Annotated in this window: 10 protein-coding genes and 1 pseudogene; 4 read left to right on the top strand and 7 right to left on the bottom strand. The window is 74.6% G+C overall.

What is annotated here, in order from left to right; translation table 11 throughout:
• Positions 1–419 precede the first annotated feature (419 nt).
• Complete coding sequence (locus tag AC2CJA_RS13460) at positions 420–1,805, bottom strand: NsdA family TPR-like regulatory protein (protein WP_484602928.1); 1,386 nt, start codon at positions 1,803–1,805, stop codon at positions 420–422.
• A 321-nt stretch (positions 1,806–2,126) separates the two neighbouring features.
• Here AC2CJA_RS13460 and AC2CJA_RS13455 point away from each other — a divergent pair, with 321 nt between their 5' ends.
• On the top strand, positions 2,127–2,798 hold the full coding sequence (locus AC2CJA_RS13455) for a bifunctional DNA primase/polymerase (RefSeq protein ID WP_484602930.1): 672 nt from the start codon (positions 2,127–2,129) through the stop codon (positions 2,796–2,798).
• A gap of 53 nt (positions 2,799–2,851) precedes the next feature.
• Here AC2CJA_RS13455 and AC2CJA_RS13450 read toward each other — a convergent pair.
• Positions 2,852–3,712, bottom strand: a pseudogene (locus AC2CJA_RS13450) (alpha/beta fold hydrolase); the annotation flags it as partial.
• Between the two features lie 418 nt (positions 3,713–4,130).
• Complete coding sequence (locus AC2CJA_RS13445; RefSeq protein ID WP_241716775.1) at positions 4,131–4,826, bottom strand: iron-dependent transcriptional repressor DtxR; 696 nt, start codon at positions 4,824–4,826, stop codon at positions 4,131–4,133.
• 258 nt (positions 4,827–5,084) lie between these two features.
• Here AC2CJA_RS13445 and AC2CJA_RS13440 point away from each other — a divergent pair, with 258 nt between their 5' ends.
• Positions 5,085–5,882 (top strand): SIS domain-containing protein, encoded by a 798-nt coding sequence (locus AC2CJA_RS13440; protein WP_484602927.1) that lies wholly within the window; start codon positions 5,085–5,087, stop codon positions 5,880–5,882.
• A gap of 28 nt (positions 5,883–5,910) precedes the next feature.
• Here the strand turns inward: AC2CJA_RS13440 and AC2CJA_RS13435 are convergent, their stop codons facing one another.
• On the bottom strand, positions 5,911–7,332 hold the full coding sequence (locus AC2CJA_RS13435; RefSeq protein WP_484602926.1) for a PAS domain-containing protein: 1,422 nt from the start codon (positions 7,330–7,332) through the stop codon (positions 5,911–5,913).
• A 398-nt stretch (positions 7,333–7,730) separates the two neighbouring features.
• Entirely contained in the window at positions 7,731–8,375 is a 645-nt protein-coding gene (gene pdxH / locus AC2CJA_RS13430) for a pyridoxamine 5'-phosphate oxidase (protein WP_484602929.1), read from the bottom strand.
• 437 nt (positions 8,376–8,812) lie between these two features.
• On the opposite strand from pdxH, the gene AC2CJA_RS13425 reads away from it, so the two are divergent.
• Positions 8,813–9,913, top strand: coding sequence for a citrate synthase 2 (locus AC2CJA_RS13425; RefSeq protein WP_484602925.1), 1,101 nt, complete (start codon positions 8,813–8,815; stop codon positions 9,911–9,913).
• A 51-nt stretch (positions 9,914–9,964) separates the two neighbouring features.
• On the opposite strand, the gene AC2CJA_RS13420 is transcribed toward AC2CJA_RS13425, so the two are convergent.
• Together AC2CJA_RS13420 and AC2CJA_RS13415 are read right to left on the bottom strand one after the other, a co-directional pair.
• Positions 9,965–11,536, bottom strand: coding sequence for an alpha/beta fold hydrolase (locus AC2CJA_RS13420; RefSeq protein ID WP_484602924.1), 1,572 nt, complete (start codon positions 11,534–11,536; stop codon positions 9,965–9,967).
• 202 nt (positions 11,537–11,738) lie between these two features.
• Positions 11,739–14,666, bottom strand: a complete 2,928-nt coding sequence (locus AC2CJA_RS13415) for an FAD-binding and (Fe-S)-binding domain-containing protein (RefSeq protein WP_484602923.1) — start codon at positions 14,664–14,666, stop codon at positions 11,739–11,741.
• 146 nt (positions 14,667–14,812) lie between these two features.
• Here AC2CJA_RS13415 and serC point away from each other — a divergent pair, with 146 nt between their 5' ends.
• Positions 14,813–15,931, top strand: a complete 1,119-nt coding sequence (serC, locus tag AC2CJA_RS13410) for a phosphoserine transaminase (RefSeq protein ID WP_484602922.1) — start codon at positions 14,813–14,815, stop codon at positions 15,929–15,931.
• The last annotated feature ends 78 nt before the right edge of the window (positions 15,932–16,009 follow it).

Raw genomic sequence — 16,009 nt, 5'->3', positions numbered from 1 at the left:
GTCCCCGGCATCGGGGACCGCACCGGAGGGCCGGGCGGCCGGTGCTGCGGCGGGGTCTGCGGAGGCTGCGGTGCCTGCCCGCTCGGCGGGCCGGGCGGGGCGGCCGGTCCCCACGGCTGCCCCCAGGGCCGGCCCGGCGGCGGGCCCGCCTGCGAGTCGCCGTGACCGGGAGTCCACCGGTCCTCGTTCGACGGCAGGACAACACCCTCACGCGCCTCGTCGCCCTGTCGGCTGTGCGTCGTCACCGGGACCCCTCGTTCGCCTGACTATCCAGAACACGACTGCGAATTCGTCGGCTCACGCTACCCGGTCGTCGGAACGGTCGACCATGCCCCCGGAAGGGCCGCGCATTTTCCCCGCCATCGGCCGGGACGAAACCTCACCGTCCCCTCTTCCGCCCTCTCACCCGCTCCCTCCCGTCAAGCCGCCGGTTCCAGCCGCTGCGCGAACTCCCTGACCACGGGCTCCTCCCGGTGGGGTTCCAGCCGCGCCCGGAAGTCCTCCAGGTACTCCGAACCCCGCTGTGAGCGGAGCCCGTTCAGCAACTCAACCGCCTGCGCGCCGGCATCACAGGCGTGTTCCAGCTCACGCTGCTGGAGCCGCGCGGCGGCCAGCAGCAGCAGGTCTATCGCCCGCCGCCGCGTACGCCGCTCCGGATGGCCCGACAGTGCCTCCTCGGCACGGCGCTGGGCGGGGGTGGGCTGGTTCAGGTCCCGGTGGCAGTGGGCGAGTTCGTCGGCCAGGTAGGCGGCGTCGAAGTGGCCGATCCATTCCGGGTCGTCGCCCGCGTCCGTCGCCGACTCCGCCCGGTCGAAGGCCGCCAGCGCCCGCCCCGCGGCGAGCTGGCAGGTGCGGGCGTCGCCCACCAGCGCGTGGCCGCGTGCCTCCGCCGCGTGGAACATCGCCTGCGTCCGCGGGGTCACCCGGCCTCTCGTGCCCTCCTGGGCGGCTCTGGCAAGCTGGGCTATCTCCCGGGGGGTGCCCAGCGAGGCCGCCAGGTGGCTCATGCCCGCGGCCAGCACATAGCCGCCGTACGCGCGGTCGTCCGCGGCCTGGGCCAGCCGCAGCGCCTGGATGTAGTACCGCTGGGCCAGGCCGGGCCGGCCGGCGTCCACGGCCATGTAGCCCGCCAGTTCGGTCAGCCGGGCGACCGCGGCGAACAGCTCGCGCCCCACCGCCTCCGTGTAGGAGCCCGTCAGCAGCCCGGAGACCACGCTGTCGAGGTAGTGGACGACCACCGGCCGCACATGGCCGCTGCCGTAGCGATGGTCCAGTTCCGACAGGGCCGCGGTGGCGTCCCGTACGGCCGCGACGTCCGACGCACCCACTCTCGGGCCGGTGCGGCGCTCCACCTCGGCGTCCGGGGCGGAGATGAGCCAGTCGCGGCTGGGCTCGACCAGCGCGGAGAACGCCCCCGGCCGCGCGGCGAGCAGATCGCGGCGCCCCACGTCGCTGCGCCACAGCTCGCTCGCCTGCTCGACGGCACCGGAGACGGTGGGCGCGAACCGCAGGCCGACCCCGGCGGCCATGTTCCGGCCGCCCGCCATTCCGATCTCCTCGACAGTCACCGTCCGGCCGAGCTTGCGCCCCAGCGCCTCGGCGATGACCACCGGCGCCCGGCCGCGCGGCTGCTGGCCGCGCAGCCAGCGGGCGACGGATGTCTTGTCGTAGCGCAGGTCGAGCCCCTGTTCCGCGCCGCACATGTTGACGCGGCGGGCCAGTCCGGCGTTGGAACAGCCTGCCTCCTGGATGAGCGCCTGCAGCCGTTCGTTCGGCTGCCGTGCGACCAGCGGCCTCGCGGCCATACGGTCCCCTCCCTCTGCGTGTCCCTCTGTGTGCTGCCTGTCCTGACCGCGCCGCCCGCTGTGACCGCTCTCGCGGATGCTCCGCCTGCTCCGGGTGCGCCGGACGCCTCGAGCGCTCCGACCGCGCTGCCGAGCGCATATGCCAAAATTTCCGGCGCCGCGCCGCACAGGGAACTACCCATCCGGGACCGTCCGCCCATGCACGCGCCCCCGCCCATGCACCTGTGCGCCCCCGCGTGCCGGAACGGCACCCCGAACAAATCGCTCCCCAGGCCGTAACCCTTCGTCACGAAACAAGTTGTGATCATCGTGAAGGAACCCATGAACATCACAACGGCGACAACCGCGGCAACCGCGGCCGCGCCCGTACCCGCGGGTCCGATGGTCGAGTACGCGGTGCGCTGCACGAGGGAACGGCTGTGGGACGTGTTCCCCGGCGCATGGCTCGAGGTCGAGGAGGGCATACCGCGCTGCTCGTGCGGCGCGGCGGACTGCGGGTCGCCCGGCGCGCACCCCACGCGCCCCGACTGGGCGGCACAGGCCACGTCCGGCGCCACGGCCGTGCGCCGGATGTGGGCCGACCGGCCCCGGGCGTCGGTGCTGCTGCCGACCGGGCGGGCCTTCGACGCGATCGAGGTGCCCGAGACCACGGGCTGCCTGGCACTGGCCCGTATGGAGCGCATGGGTGTGGCGGTCGGTCCGGTCACCGGCACCCCGAAGGGGCGGATGCTCTTCTTCGTCCAGCCCGGCGGCGCGTCCAGGATGCCCGATCTGGTGAGGAGGCTGGGCTGGTCCCCCAGCGCCCTCGACCTGACCGCGCGGGGCGACGGCGACTGGGTGGCGGCTCCGCCGACCCGGGTGGGCGCCCGCGGCGCGGTGCTGTGGGTGCGGGAGCCGGCGGACGCCGGCCACCGGCTGCCCGAGGCCGAGGAGATCGTCCGGCCACTGGCGTACGCCTGTGGCCGCGACGCCGCCGCGGCACGCGTGCGCTGACCGCCCCGGGAGCGGGGGCCGGGCGGACCGGCCGCCCCCGCCGCGCCCGCCGGGAGCGCGCTCTGGAGGAAGGGCTCGACGGCCTGCCGCCACTGCTCCGGCTGGTCGCAGTGGACGAGGTGGCCCGCGTCGGCGATCTCCGCGTAGGCGCCCCGGGGCAGCACCCGGACCATCTCCTGGGCCTCGGCGCGCCCGAGCTCGCCGTCGATACCGCGGACCACCAGGGCCGGGCAGCGCACCAGGGCCAGCTCCTCCCAGTACGCCTCGTACGCCCACGTCTGGCGGATCATCAGCACCTGGCGGCGCGAGAACACCGGTCGCCAGCCGTCCATCCGCTCGGCCATCACCTCGGCGAAGAACTCGCCGCGCGAGGGGTACGGGCGCTCCAGGAGAGGGTCCTCCTCGCCGAACCATCCGCGGACGTCCGCGAGCGTGGCGAAGGGCACCGGCCAGGTCGCGAGCCACTGCTCCCAGTCGCGCTGGGAGCGCTTGCCCAGTGCCGAGGCCCGCATGTCGCAGATCACCACGGCGCGGACCAGGTCGGGTCGCCTGGCGGCGAGCTGCCAGGCCGTCAGCGCGCCCATCCCGTGTCCGACGAGCGCCACGGGCGCCAGGCCGAGCTGCTCGATGACGGCCTCGGCGTCGGCGACGTACGCGTCGCGGCCGAACGGGCCGTCGGTCGGCTTGTCGCTGCGGCCGTGTCCGCGCTGGTCCAGGCAGACGGCGCGGTAACGCCCGGAGAGCCAGCGGGCGGTGGGGGCCCAGTGCGAGCCGCGGCCCATCAGGCCGTGCAGCAGCAGCACGCCCGGAGCCTGCCCGTCACCCTCCGGCAGCGCGCCCTTGGGCGGGTCGGCGAACTCCCAGGCCGCGAGCCGCAGACCGCCCGCTCCCCTGACGTTGATGCGTCGAACCATGCGTCCTGGCACCCCCATCCCTCCTGTCCGCGTCGTCCGACTGCCTCGTCGCCTGCCGGCCTCACGCTATCGAACTTTTATTCGAACAAGCCCATCTGAACTGCAAAATCCCTCTTTTGAGTGACCTTCAGCGAGTATCTTCCGGCCGGGCCGAGGGGAGACAGCTACCGGGAGGCGGGCCACTCGGGGGCAGGGGCCCGTGGGGGGGGGGGCCCCGGGGGTGGGGGGGCCCGGCGGGCCGGGCAGGCCGCCGGGACCCCGATGGTGCGACAGCCCCATGGACGGCTCCCCTTCCGTCTTCCCACCCCTGCACCTCACCGAAAGCGTGCCACGACACCGTCCCCGCCGCTCGCGTTCCGCGTAACCCCGGCCGCCCGGAAGACCGCACGGGCCTCCCGGGCGGCCGTCCGGACCGCCCTCAGCGCCTGGCGACGAAGACGTGCGTGGCGACCGCGGCGGTCAGCTCCGCGGCCTCGCCTCCGCTGCCGACCTGCACCCCGCCGCCCGCCCCCGGCGTCACGCTGACCACGGCGCCCGGCTGCACACCGGCCCGCCGCAGCGTGTACATCAGCTGGGCGTCCGTCTGGATCGGCTCGCCGATCCGGCGCACCACGACCGTCTTGCCGTCCGAGCCGGCGTCCAGGTCCGACAGGCTCACCATGTCGTCGCTCAGGAACGGCCCGGCCTCCGAGGGCTCGCCCAGTTCCTCCAGGCCCGGGATCGGGTTTCCGTAGGGGGACTCGGTGGGATGCCGCAGGAGCTCCAGCACACGGCGCTCGACGGCCTCGCTCATCACGTGCTCCCAGCGGCACGCCTCCGCGTGCACCTGCTCCCACTCCAGGCCGATCACGTCGACCAGGAGACACTCGGCCAGCCGGTGCTTGCGCATCACGCGCGTGGCCAGCCGCCGCCCCTCCTCGGTCAGCTCCAGGTGCCGGTCTCCGGCCACCCGGACCAGTCCGTCACGCTCCATGCGGGCCACCGTCTGGCTCACCGTCGGGCCGCTCTGGTCGAGCCGCTCGGCGATGCGGGCACGCATGGGGACCACGCCCTCCTCCTCCAGCTCCAGGATGGTGCGGAGATACATCTCCGTGGTGTCGATGAGTCCGGACATCGTGCCCCTCGTCAGCTCGTGCGGTGGCCCTGGAGACCAATTCTGACGCATGGGGCCGACAATCGTTCCCGGTCCGCCGGGCCCGGCCGTACCTCGCCCGGAAGCACCGCCGCGTATTGACAGCACACTGGTCCAGACCTCACCGTGATCACGGCGTCACGGGGCGTTCCGCGGCGCGCGGCGGAGCGTTCACCGGGGCTTGCGGCCGGGTGCGCGCCGGAGCCGTACGACGGCGGCACACGACGGGAGGCCGGGACAATGGGCGGGGCGGCGGACGAGACGACGGGCGGGGCACCGGACGGGAGCGGGCCCGGGCCCGCCGAGCGGTTCATCGACGCGGCCGTCGGCCTGCTGGAGCGGGTCCGGAAGGAGGAGTCCGGCAGCATCTCGGCGGCCGGAGCGCTGATCGCCGACGCCTTCGCCGGCGGCGGCCGCGTCTTCGCCTTCGGCGCGGGCCACTCCTCCCTGCCGGCCCAGGACGTGGTCTACCGGGCGGGCGGCCTCGCCGTGCTGAACCTCCTGCCCGTGCCCGGCGCGGTCGGCGTCGACGTCGTGCCCGCGACGCTGGGCAGCGCGCTGGAGCGGGTGGAGGGACTGGCCTCGGCCGTGCTGGAGACCTCCCCCGCACGGGCCGGCGACGTACTGGTGGTGATCTCCCTGTCGGGGCGCAACGCGCTGCCGGTGGAGATGGCCACCCGCGCCCGGGATCTCGGCCTGAGGGTGATCGGTGTGACCTCGGTGGCGTACGCGCGGACCACCGCGCCGCGCAACCCCTCGGGCACCTTCCTGAGGGACCACTGCGACGTCGTCGTCGACAGCAAGATCGCGGTGGGCGACGCGGAGCTGACGGCGGAGGGTGTCGGTGCCCCCTTCGCCCCCGCCTCGACGGTGGTGACCTGCGCGATCATGCAGGCCGTCGTCGCCTCGGCCGCGGGTGCGCTGGCCGCCCGCGGCATCACCCCGCCCCTGCTGCGCTCGGGGAACGTGGACGGCGGCCACGAGTGGAACGCCGGGGTGATGGCCGAGCACGCCGACCGGATCTTCTACCTGCGCTGACGGACCCGGCGGGTACCCGGCCGGGGACTCAGTCCCGCGACAGGGCGCGGGCGAGGTCGACCGCGGCGGCGACGCGGTCCGCGACGCCCTCCGCGTGGACCGCGTCCGAGCGGTCGAAGGCGCGCCGGCTCGCCCCCCGCAGGAAGGTGAGCACGCCCAGGGTCCGGCCGCGGCTGCGCAGGACCACGCACAGCGCGTGCACCGTGCCCTCCGGCCATCTGCGGGCGCGCGCCCACCCCTGCACCCCCGCGCCGCCCACGCTGGTGCGCACCGGGCCGCAGCGCTCGTACGCCTGGAGCGCCGGATGGTCGCGCGCGTAGGGGACCGGGACGCCCGTCGTCGTCGTGCAGGGGGCCGGGGCCTCGGCCGCGCGCACCAGGCGGACCGGCGAGCAGTCCGCCGCCAGGTCCAGCAGCGCGTGCTCGGCGAAGCCCGCCAGCGCGAAGTCCAGGTGGACGGTCGCCGCCTCCATCGGGTCCTCGCACTCGGCCGCGGCCCGCGCCGCCCGGTGGGCCTGGTTGCCCCGGAAACGGAACCGCGCCGCCTCCTGCTCGGCCCGCCTGGCATCCGTGACGTCCGTGAAGAACCACGCCACGCCCAGCGGCACCGGCGTCTCCTCCGCCATCGGCGAGACCAGCCGCAGGAAGCCGCTGCGCCAGCAGCGCCGCGTGTCCGAGGCGGGTCCGTCCTCCTGCTCGGGCCCCCGCCCCCCGGCCTGGGCGCGCAGCGTCACCCACAGCTCCGCCGGCGCCGGTGGCGGACCCTCCGCCAGTACGTGCTGCAGGGCGCTCTCCAGCTCCTCCACGCCCTCACCCACCAGCTCGCCCAGCGGCCGCCCCAGCATGGCCGCGCGGCCGACGCGCAGCGCGCGGGCGGCGTGGAGGTTGGCGACGGCCGGGCGCAGGTCGGCGTCCACCAGGACCACCCCCCACGAGGCCTCCTCGAACAGGGCCTCGCCCAGGGCGATCGACCGCTCCAGGTCGATCTGCGTGCGCACCTCGCCGAACGCGCAGTACACGCCGGCCGGCCGGCCGTCCGCGCCGCGCACCCCGGAGCACTGCACCCGCACCAGCACCCGTCCGCCGTCCTTGCGCACCAGCGCGAACTCGTGGACCCGGCGTCCCGGCGCGGCCATCGCGGCCATCAGCCACCCCTGGACGTCCTCGGCGTCGGCGGTGCGGACCGCCCATCCCGCCAGCCCCCGCCGGCCGACGGCCTCCTGCCCGGTCCAGCCCAGGAGGCGTTCGGCCTCGCGGTTCCAGTGGGTGACGACGCCGTCGGCGTCGAAGGCGCACAGGGCGGCGTCCATGCCGTCCAGGAGGGCCGCGAGCAGCAGCTCGCCCCCGGAGCCGGCGGACCGCGGCGTGGCGGCTCCCCCCGCGGAGCCGCCACGGGCGTCGCCGCCGTCACCGGCACCGTGTTCGAAGTGGGTCTCGGACCGAGCCGTCACCTGGCACCCCCAGCTGGACGCTGCGCGCAACTGCACTCCCGATCATTGAACTCGAACGTGACGCAGCGCACATGTGATTCACACAAATCGTTGTCCCCTCGAAATTCGCTTGTCCGTGCCCATGCCGCCGCTTACCGTTTGGGGTACACGAGAAGGGAGGTGGTTCGGCAGATGAGTTGCAACCGGACGCGTGAGGTGGCTGCGGCCTAGGAGGCCGACGTCACAGCGTGATGCCGGCACCGCCGGCCAATCCCGAGCAGTCACCCGACCCGCGGGCTGTCGGTACGTCCGACCGACCCCCCTCGCGCCGCACGGCGCGACCGGGGCCAGGCCCGCGGGTCGTCTGCGTCTTCGGAACCTCCGGGGCCTCGCGCTCCCGGAGCCCCGGGCCGGGCCCGTCAGGGGCTGAGACGCTCGACCGTCCAGACCGCCTCCGCACCCGGCCCCCCGGAGTCCCGGCGGACGTAGCGCAGACGGTCGTGGAGGCGGTTCTCGCGGCCCTGCCAGAACTCCACCGTCCGCGCCACCACCCGGTAGCCGCCCCAGTGCGGCGGGACCGGGACCCGCTCCGTCTCCGGGTAGCGGTCCGCGAGCCGCGCGTACGCGCGGTCCAGCTCCTCCCGGGAGGCCATCTCCGAGGACTGCTCGCTGGCCCACGCCCCGAGCTGCGAGCCGTGCGGGCGGGTGCGGAAGTAGGCGGCCGTCTCGTCGCGGCCGGTGCGCTCCGCCCGGCCGGAGACGATCACCTGGCGGGCGACGGCGTGCCAGGGGAAGAGCAGCGACACGTACGGGTTGGCGTCGATCTCGCGACCCTTGCGCGAGTCGTAGTTGGTGTAGAAGACGAAGCCGCGCTCGTCGAACTGCTTGAGCAGCACCGTGCGCGAGCTGGGCCGCCCCCGCTCGTCGGCCGTCGAGACGACCATCGCGTTCGGTTCGTGGAGCCCGCCGGCCGCCGCCTCCTCGAACCAGCGCAGGAACTGTCCGTACGGGTCGGCGGCGAGGTCCTCCTCCCCGATTCCTTCCGCCCGGTAGTGGGCCCGCATCGCGGCGGGGTCCAGGTGCGGGTGGTGGGCGAGGGCTTCGCGGGCTGCTTCGTCGGCTTGGGGCACGTGTTCATCTTGCAACACGTGCGGCGCACGGCATCGGGCGGTGGCGGGCGAGTTTGCCCGCCCTTCGGGACGTGTACACCTGGGGACGGGGAAGCGGGGAGTGTGCCGCATCTCACTCTTCCCCGCACCTGCCGAACCGGACAGAATCGCTGACTGGACGACTGTGGCCTCCGCACAGCGCGGGGTACCGTGTCCGACCAGCCACTGCCCGGTCACCACCGGCAGTCCGACAGCAGCAGGGCAGGACCGGGTACCGGCCCGGACCGCCAGCCCCCTCGGCGGCGGAACCGCGCAGGTACGCCCGCGAAGAGCCGACCGGCCCCCGGGGCACCCGCCGTCCTCCCGCCGAACCACATACGAGGAGCCGCCAGATGTCCGACTTCGTGCCCGGGCTCGAGGGAGTCGTCGCGTTCGAGACGGAGATCGCCGAACCCGACAAGGAGGGCGGCGCCCTCCGCTACCGGGGTGTGGACATCGAGGACCTGGTGGGCCACGTCTCCTTCGAGAACGTGTGGGGCCTGCTGGTGGACGGCGGTTTCACCCCCGGCCTGCCCCCGGCCGAGCCCTTCCCCATCCCGGTCCACTCGGGTGACATCCGGGTGGACGTGCAGTCCGCGCTGGCGATGCTCGCGCCCGTGTGGGGCCTGCGCCCGCTGCTGGACATCGACGAGCGGCAGGCCCGCGACGACCTGGCGCGGGCCGCGGTGATGGCGCTGTCGTACGTCGCCCAGTCGGCGCGCGGCCAGGGTCTGCCGATGGTGCCGCAGCGGGAGATCGACGAGGCCGAGACCGTCGTGGAGCGCTTCATGCGGCGCTGGCGGGGCGAGCCCGACCCCAAGCACGTCGCGGCCGTGGACGCCTACTGGACGTCGGCCGCCGAGCACGGAATGAACGCCTCCACCTTCACCGCCCGCGTCATCGCCTCCACCGGCGCGGACGTGGCGGCGGCGCTGTCGGGAGCGGTCGGCGCGATGTCCGGCCCGCTGCACGGCGGCGCGCCCTCGCGCGTGCTGGGCATGATCGAGGAGATCGAGCGGACCGGGGACGCCCGGGCCTACGTGAAGGGTGCCCTGGACCGCGGCGAGCGCCTGATGGGCTTCGGCCACCGCGTCTACCGCGCCGAGGACCCGCGCGCCCGTGTGCTGCGCCGTACCGCCAGGGAGCTGGGCGCACCGCGCTTCGAGGTCGCCGAGGCGCTGGAGAAGGCGGCGCTGGAGGAGCTGCACAACCGGCGTCCGGACCGGGTGCTGGCCACCAACGTGGAGTTCTGGGCGGCGATCGTGCTGGACTTCGCCGAGGTCCCGTCGCACATGTTCACCTCGATGTTCAGCTGCGCCCGCACCGCCGGCTGGTCGGCGCACATCCTGGAGCAGAAGCGCACCGGCCGCCTGGTACGCCCCTCCGCGCGCTACGTGGGCCCGGGCCCGCGCGGTGTGCGGGAGATCGAGGGCCACGACGAGATCGCCCGCTGAGGCCCGGGCCGCACACCCGCATCCGCGAAGGCGGACGGCCCGGCGGGACACTCACTCGCGCACGGGGATCTCGGCGTACGAGGGGTCGCCCGCGGGCGAGGAGAAGGCGAGCTTCGCGCCGAACGGGTTGTGCTCGGCGTAGAGCGGGTCGACGGTGTCGATCACCAGGGCGAGCCGGTGCCCGGCCGGCACGTCGTAGGCGGTCGAGAACAGTTCCAGGTCCACGCCGAACGCCTCGCCCGGCGCCTTGTCGTGGAAGCTGAACGGCGCGTGGGTGACCAGCTTGCCCACCCCGAGCGCGTTGACGTCGTAGAGGTGGGCGACGAAGGTGCCGCTGGTCCGGTTGGAGGTGACCGTGGTGTGCAGCTTCACCGTGCCCCGGATCCGCCGGGCGGCGGCGTACCGCTCGGACTTCCAGACCGCGGAGTGCCAGTCGGGCAGCAGCGGGACGGAGACCACCGGCGGCAGGCCGGTGAGCCGGTCGAAGACGCTGGAGAGGAGGACCGTGCCGCCGTTCGCTCCGGAGTCGATGTTCGCCAGGACGCGTTCGGTGTCCCTCAGGGCGATCCGCTCGGCGCCCGAGGGGACGGACTTCCAGTCGGGGTAGCCCTCCTGGTCGCCCTGGCGGTCGGTGAGCCGCACGGGCCGCTCGCGGTCGACGCCGTTGTCCTCGCCCTTGAGGTGGTGGTCGAGCCAGCGCTCGGCGCTGTTCCACACGTCGTTGGGCAGGCCCAGCAGGCCGGGCATCTCGGGGGTGGCGTGGTCGCCGTGCCGGAACTCCAGGCGCTTGGGGCCGGTCAGCTTCTCGTAGAAGTCGGCGTACTGGTTGGGCGGGAAGATCGAGTCGCCCCAGGCGTTGCCCAGCATGATCGCGGGACCGTTGGCGTTGACGCGGTCGATGTGGGTGGCGGCCGAGCGCTTCCTCCCCCAGGCGATCATGTCGCCCTCCTTCTCCAGGTCGGAGGCGAGGAAGCCGGAGATGATCTCCTTGAACTCGTCGCCGGGGCGGCCGGTGAGGTGGCCCGCGCCGGTGAGGAACGCGGCCGCCTGGGTGTGCTGGGTGCGGCCGCTGTAGATGGAGCCGACCAGGTCGGCCCAGCCGCTCATCGCGACCACGGCCCTGATCCGGTCGTCGTGGGCGGAGGCCAGCAGGCTGATGCCCGCGCCGTAGGAGATGCCGGCCATGCCGATCCGCTCGGGGTCGGCGGGTGTGTTGGCCAGCGCCCAGTCGATGACCTTCGTGGCGTCGGCGACGTCGGGCGGGCCGGCGACCTCGATCTCGCCGCCGGACTGCCAGAAGCCGCGCGAGTTGTAGCTGAGCACCACGTAACCGGAGTCGGCGAGCTTCCTCGCCTGGGCGAGGTACTCGATCTGCGGCATGGACCAGCTGGTGGGGAGCACGACGAGCGGGTAGCGGCGCTCGCCGTCCGCGTCGCCGGGCACGACGACGTTGGCGGCCAGCGGCGTGCCGCCGTCGCCGGGGATCTCGACGAAGCGGACGGTGGACGACGCGGTCGCGCCGTGGGCGGTGGTGACCGGGCCGGCGACGGTCCCGGCCATCACCGCGGCCGAGACGGCGGCGACGGCGGCGGACGTGCGCAGGCGCCTGCGAGGGTGTCCCATGGGCCCTCTTCCTGAATCGTGTCACCGGTGTGGGGGCCGGCGGGCGTGTGGGGGAAGGTGACCCGAGACTAGGCGCCCGGATTACCACAGGTAACCCATCAGTAAGTTACGCGTCCGTAACTTTCCCCGCTCCCTGCCCCGCCCTCGTCGCACCATCGGGCGAGCGGCGACCGGTTCCGTCCGCGGCACGGGCGCCGCCGTCTCACCGCTCCGGCCGCTCCTCCCGCCGTTGCTCCTCCGGCAGCCCGCCCAGCGCCTCGGCCAGCACCTCCGCCAGGTGGCGGGCGCGGTATCCGCCGAGCTGGGCGAGCTGGGTGCGGCAGGAGTAGCCGTCGGCCAGCAGCTCCGTGCCCGGCCCGGCGCCGCGCACCGCCGGCAGCAGCTTCTCCTCCGCACAGGCGGCGGAGACCTCGAAGTGCCCCTTCTCGAAGCCGAAGTTGCCCGCCAGCCCGCAGCAGCCGTCGCTGAGCCCGCCGGTCAGCCCGGCCTTCTCCCGCAGCCGCCGCTCCGCCGCCTCACCCAGCACGGCGTGCTGGTGGCAGTGGGTCTGGCCGGCCACCGGGCGGTCGATCCGCGGCGGATCCCAGTCGGGGGCGTACTCCTCCAGGACCTGCGCGAAGGTGCGCACCGAGGCGGCCAGCCGCTTGGCGCGCGGGTCGTCCGGCAGCAGTTCGGGGGCGTCGGTGCGCAGCGCCGCCGCGCACGGCGGTTCCAGGACGACCACCGGGACCCCCGCCTCCAGCACGGGCTCCAGCCGCTCCAGGGTGCGGCGCAGCACACGGCGCGCGCCGTCGAGCTGTCCGGTGGAGATCCAGGTCAGGCCGCAGCAGACCCGGTCCGCCCCCGGTGGCGGGACCACCTCCAGCCCGGCCGCCTCCAGCACCCGTACGGCGGCGGTGCCCGCCTCGGGGGAGAGGTGGTTGGTGAAGGTGTCCGGCCACAGCACGACCCGCCGGCCGCCGCGCACGGGACACGCGGGGCGCCCTTGGCGGTACGCACGCCACCGGCGCACGAAGGGGGCGCGCGGCAGCGGTGGGATCTCCCGCTCCGGGGCGATCCCGCCCAGCCGCTTGGCCAGGGCCGCCGCCGGGGTGCGGGCCAGGGCGTTGAGCAGCGGCGCGGTACGGGTGGCGGCCACCGCCCGCAGCCACAGCGGCAGCAGCCCCATCGAGTAGTGGGCCATGGGACGGCGGCGGCCCGCGTAGTGGTGGTGCAGGAACTCCGCCTTGTAGGTGGCCATGTCCACCCCCACCGGGCAGTCGCCGCGGCAGCCCTTGCACGACAGGCACAGGTCCAGCGCCTCGCGGACCTCCTCCGACCGCCAGCCGTCGGTGACCACCTCGCCCGCGAGCATCTCGTGCAGCAGCCGCGCCCGGCCGCGTGTGGAGTGCCTCTCCTCGCCCGTCGCCCGGTAGGAGGGGCACATCACACCCGGACTCCCGGCCGGGTTACGGCACTTGGCCACCCCCACACAGCGCCGTACCGCCGCCGAGAAGTCACCGCCGTCCTCCGGGTAGCCGTAGACGACGGGCAGCGGTTCGCGCGGCAGCGGCGCGAACCGCAGATTCTCGTCCAGGCGGTGGGGGCGCACCAGTATGCCGGGGTTGAGGCCGCCGTCGGGGTCCCACAGGTCCTTGAAGCGACCGAACAGCTCCACCGTCTCCCGCCCGTACATCCGCGGCAGCAGTTCGGCGCGCGCCTGCCCGTCGCCGTGCTCGCCCGACAGCGAGCCGCCGTGCGCGACCACCAGGCCGGCCAGGTCGCCGGAGAAGCGGCGGAAGCGGGCGATGCCCGCATCGCCGATCAGGTCGAAGTCGACGCGCACATGGATGCAGCCGTCGCCGAAGTGGCCGTACGGCAGCCCGCGCAGCCCGTGTTCGGCCAGCAGCGCGCGGAAGTCCCGCAGGTACGCGCCCAGCCGGGCGGGCGGGACCGCGCAGTCCTCCCAGCCCGGCCACGCCTCGCTGCCGTCGGGCATGCGGGTGGCGGTGCCCGAGGCGTCCTCCCGTACCCGCCACAGGGCGCGTTGCCCGGCCGGGTCGGCGACCAGGGTGTGGTCGGCCGCCTCCCCGGCCGCCGCCCGGCACAGCCGCCCGGCCGCCGCCCGTGCCCCGTCCGCGTCCGCGCCGCCGACCTCGACGAACAGCCACGCCCCGCCCCGGGGCAGCATCGCCCGCTCGGTCTCGGGCACCAGATCGCTCGCCATGCCCTCCACCGTCAGCGGGTGGTGCGGAAGGAGGGTGACGGCCGCCTCGGCCGCCGCGCTCTCGTCCGCGTAGCCCAGTACCGCCAGCACCCGCGCGCCGGGCCGCTCCACCAGCCTCACCGTGGCGGCCGTGAGCACCCCGAGGGTGCCCTCGCTGCCGGTGAACGCCCGCGCCCAGTCCTCGCCGCGCTCGGGCAGCAGCGCGTCCAGGGCGTAACCGGAGATACGGCGCGGCAGTTCGGGGAAGCCGGTGCGCAGCCGGGCGAGTTCCCCGCCCACCAGCGCCCGCACCCCGGCGCGCAGCCGCTCGGGCACGCCGTCACCGCCGGGCGCGAGCCGGGCCCGCTCGCCGCCGTGGGTGAGCACCTCCAGCTCCCGGACGTTGTCGGCGGTCGTGCCCCAGGCCACCGAGTGGGAGCCGCAGGAGTTGTTTCCGATCATCCCGCCGAGCGTGCAGCGGCTGTGGGTGGAGGGGTCGGGACCGAAGGTCAGCCCGTGGGCGCCGGCCGCGCGGCACAGGTCGTCCAGGACCACGCCCGGCTGGACGACGGCGGTGCGCGCCCCGGGGTCGAGCGAGAGGACCGCGTCCATGTGGCGGGTGAAGTCCAGCACCACCCCCGTGCCCGTCGCCTGCCCGGCGATGGACGTGCCCCCGCCGCGCGGCACCACCGGCACCCCCGTCTCCCGGCACACCGCCAGCGCCGCCGCCACGTCGCCGGCGTCGCGCGGCGCGACCACGGCCAGCGGCACCCGCCGGTAGTTGGAGGCGTCCATCGTCACCAGCGCACGGGAGCCCGCGTCGTCGGCCACCTCCCCCCGTACGGCCGTCCGCAGCGCCCGCACCACCTCCCGCGCCCGCTCGTGCTCCTCCGCCTGCGCCGTGCGCGCCTGCCGCCGTGCCGCCCTCGCCGCGTCGTCACCCATGGGCAACAGCGTGCATCCCGACCGGCCCCGTCCGCACCAGTCGCCCCCGGTGTGTCCCGCCGCGTGTCCCACGGCGTGTCCATGGCGCGTCTCGCGGGGTGGACGCCTCACGGAACACAGGGCGGCCACGCACTACCCTTCGGTTCGTGGCCGATCTCCAGATTCCCGCAGACATCAAGCCCGCCGACGGACGATTCGGTTCGGGCCCGTCCAAGGTGCGGACGGAGGCGCTGAGCGCCCTGGCCGCCACCGGTACGTCCCTGCTGGGCACCTCACACCGCCAGGCTCCGGTCAAGAACCTGGTCGGCAGGGTGCGCGAGGGAGTGAAGGAGCTCTTCGGCCTCCCGGAGGGCTACGAGGTCGTCCTGGGCAACGGCGGCTCCACCGCCTTCTGGGACATCGCGACCCACGGCCTGATCGAGTCGAAGTCCCAGCACCTGTCCTTCGGCGAGTTCTCCTCGAAGTTCGCCAAGGCCGCGAAGCTCGCCCCCTGGCTGGCCGAGCCGACCGTCATCTCCTCCGACCCCGGCTCCCACCCGCGGCCGGAGGCCGAGGCGGGCGTGGACGTGTACGCCCTCACCCACAACGAGACCTCCACCGGCGTCGCCACGCCCATCAACCGCGTCCCGGGCGCGGACGAGGGCGCCCTGGTGCTGGTGGACGCCACCTCCGGCGCGGGCGGCCTGCCGGTGGACATCGCCGAGACGGACGTCTACTACTTCGCACCGCAGAAGTCGTTCGCCGCGGACGGCGGCCTGTGGCTGGCCGTGTTCTCCCCGGCCGCGCTGGAGCGGGCCGAGCGGATCGCCGCGACCGACCGGCACATCCCGGCGTTCTTCGACCTGCCCACCGCGATCGACAACTCGCGCAAGGACCAGACGTACAACACACCGGCCGTCGCCACCCTCTTCCTGCTGGCCGACCAGCTGGAGTGGATCAACGGCCGGGGCGGTCTGGACTGGGCCACCTCCCGCACCGCCGACTCCTCCTCGCGGCTGTACGGCTGGGCGGAGAAGTCCGAGATCGCCGCACCCTTCGTGGCCGACCCGGCCCAGCGCTCCCAGGTCGTCGGCACCATCGACTTCGCCGAGGGTGTGGACGCCGCCGCGATCGCCAAGGTGCTGCGCGCGAGCGGCATCGTGGACACCGAGCCGTACCGCAAGCTGGGCCGCAACCAGCTGCGGGTGGCGATGTTCCCGGCCGTGGAACCGGCGGACGTCGAGGCCCTGACGGCCTGCGTGGACTACGTCGCCGAGCGCCTCTGAGCCGCACGGCGGCAGGTGGCCTCCCAGCCGCCGGCCGCCGGGCGCCGGGACCCCGTCGCGGTCCCGGCGGCGCGGGGG

The sequence above is a fragment of the Streptomyces sp. ATLC9 genome (assembly GCF_057196705.1).
The sequence above is the reverse complement of the archived record's forward strand: the minus strand, read 5'-3'. Positions and strand labels throughout refer to the sequence as shown.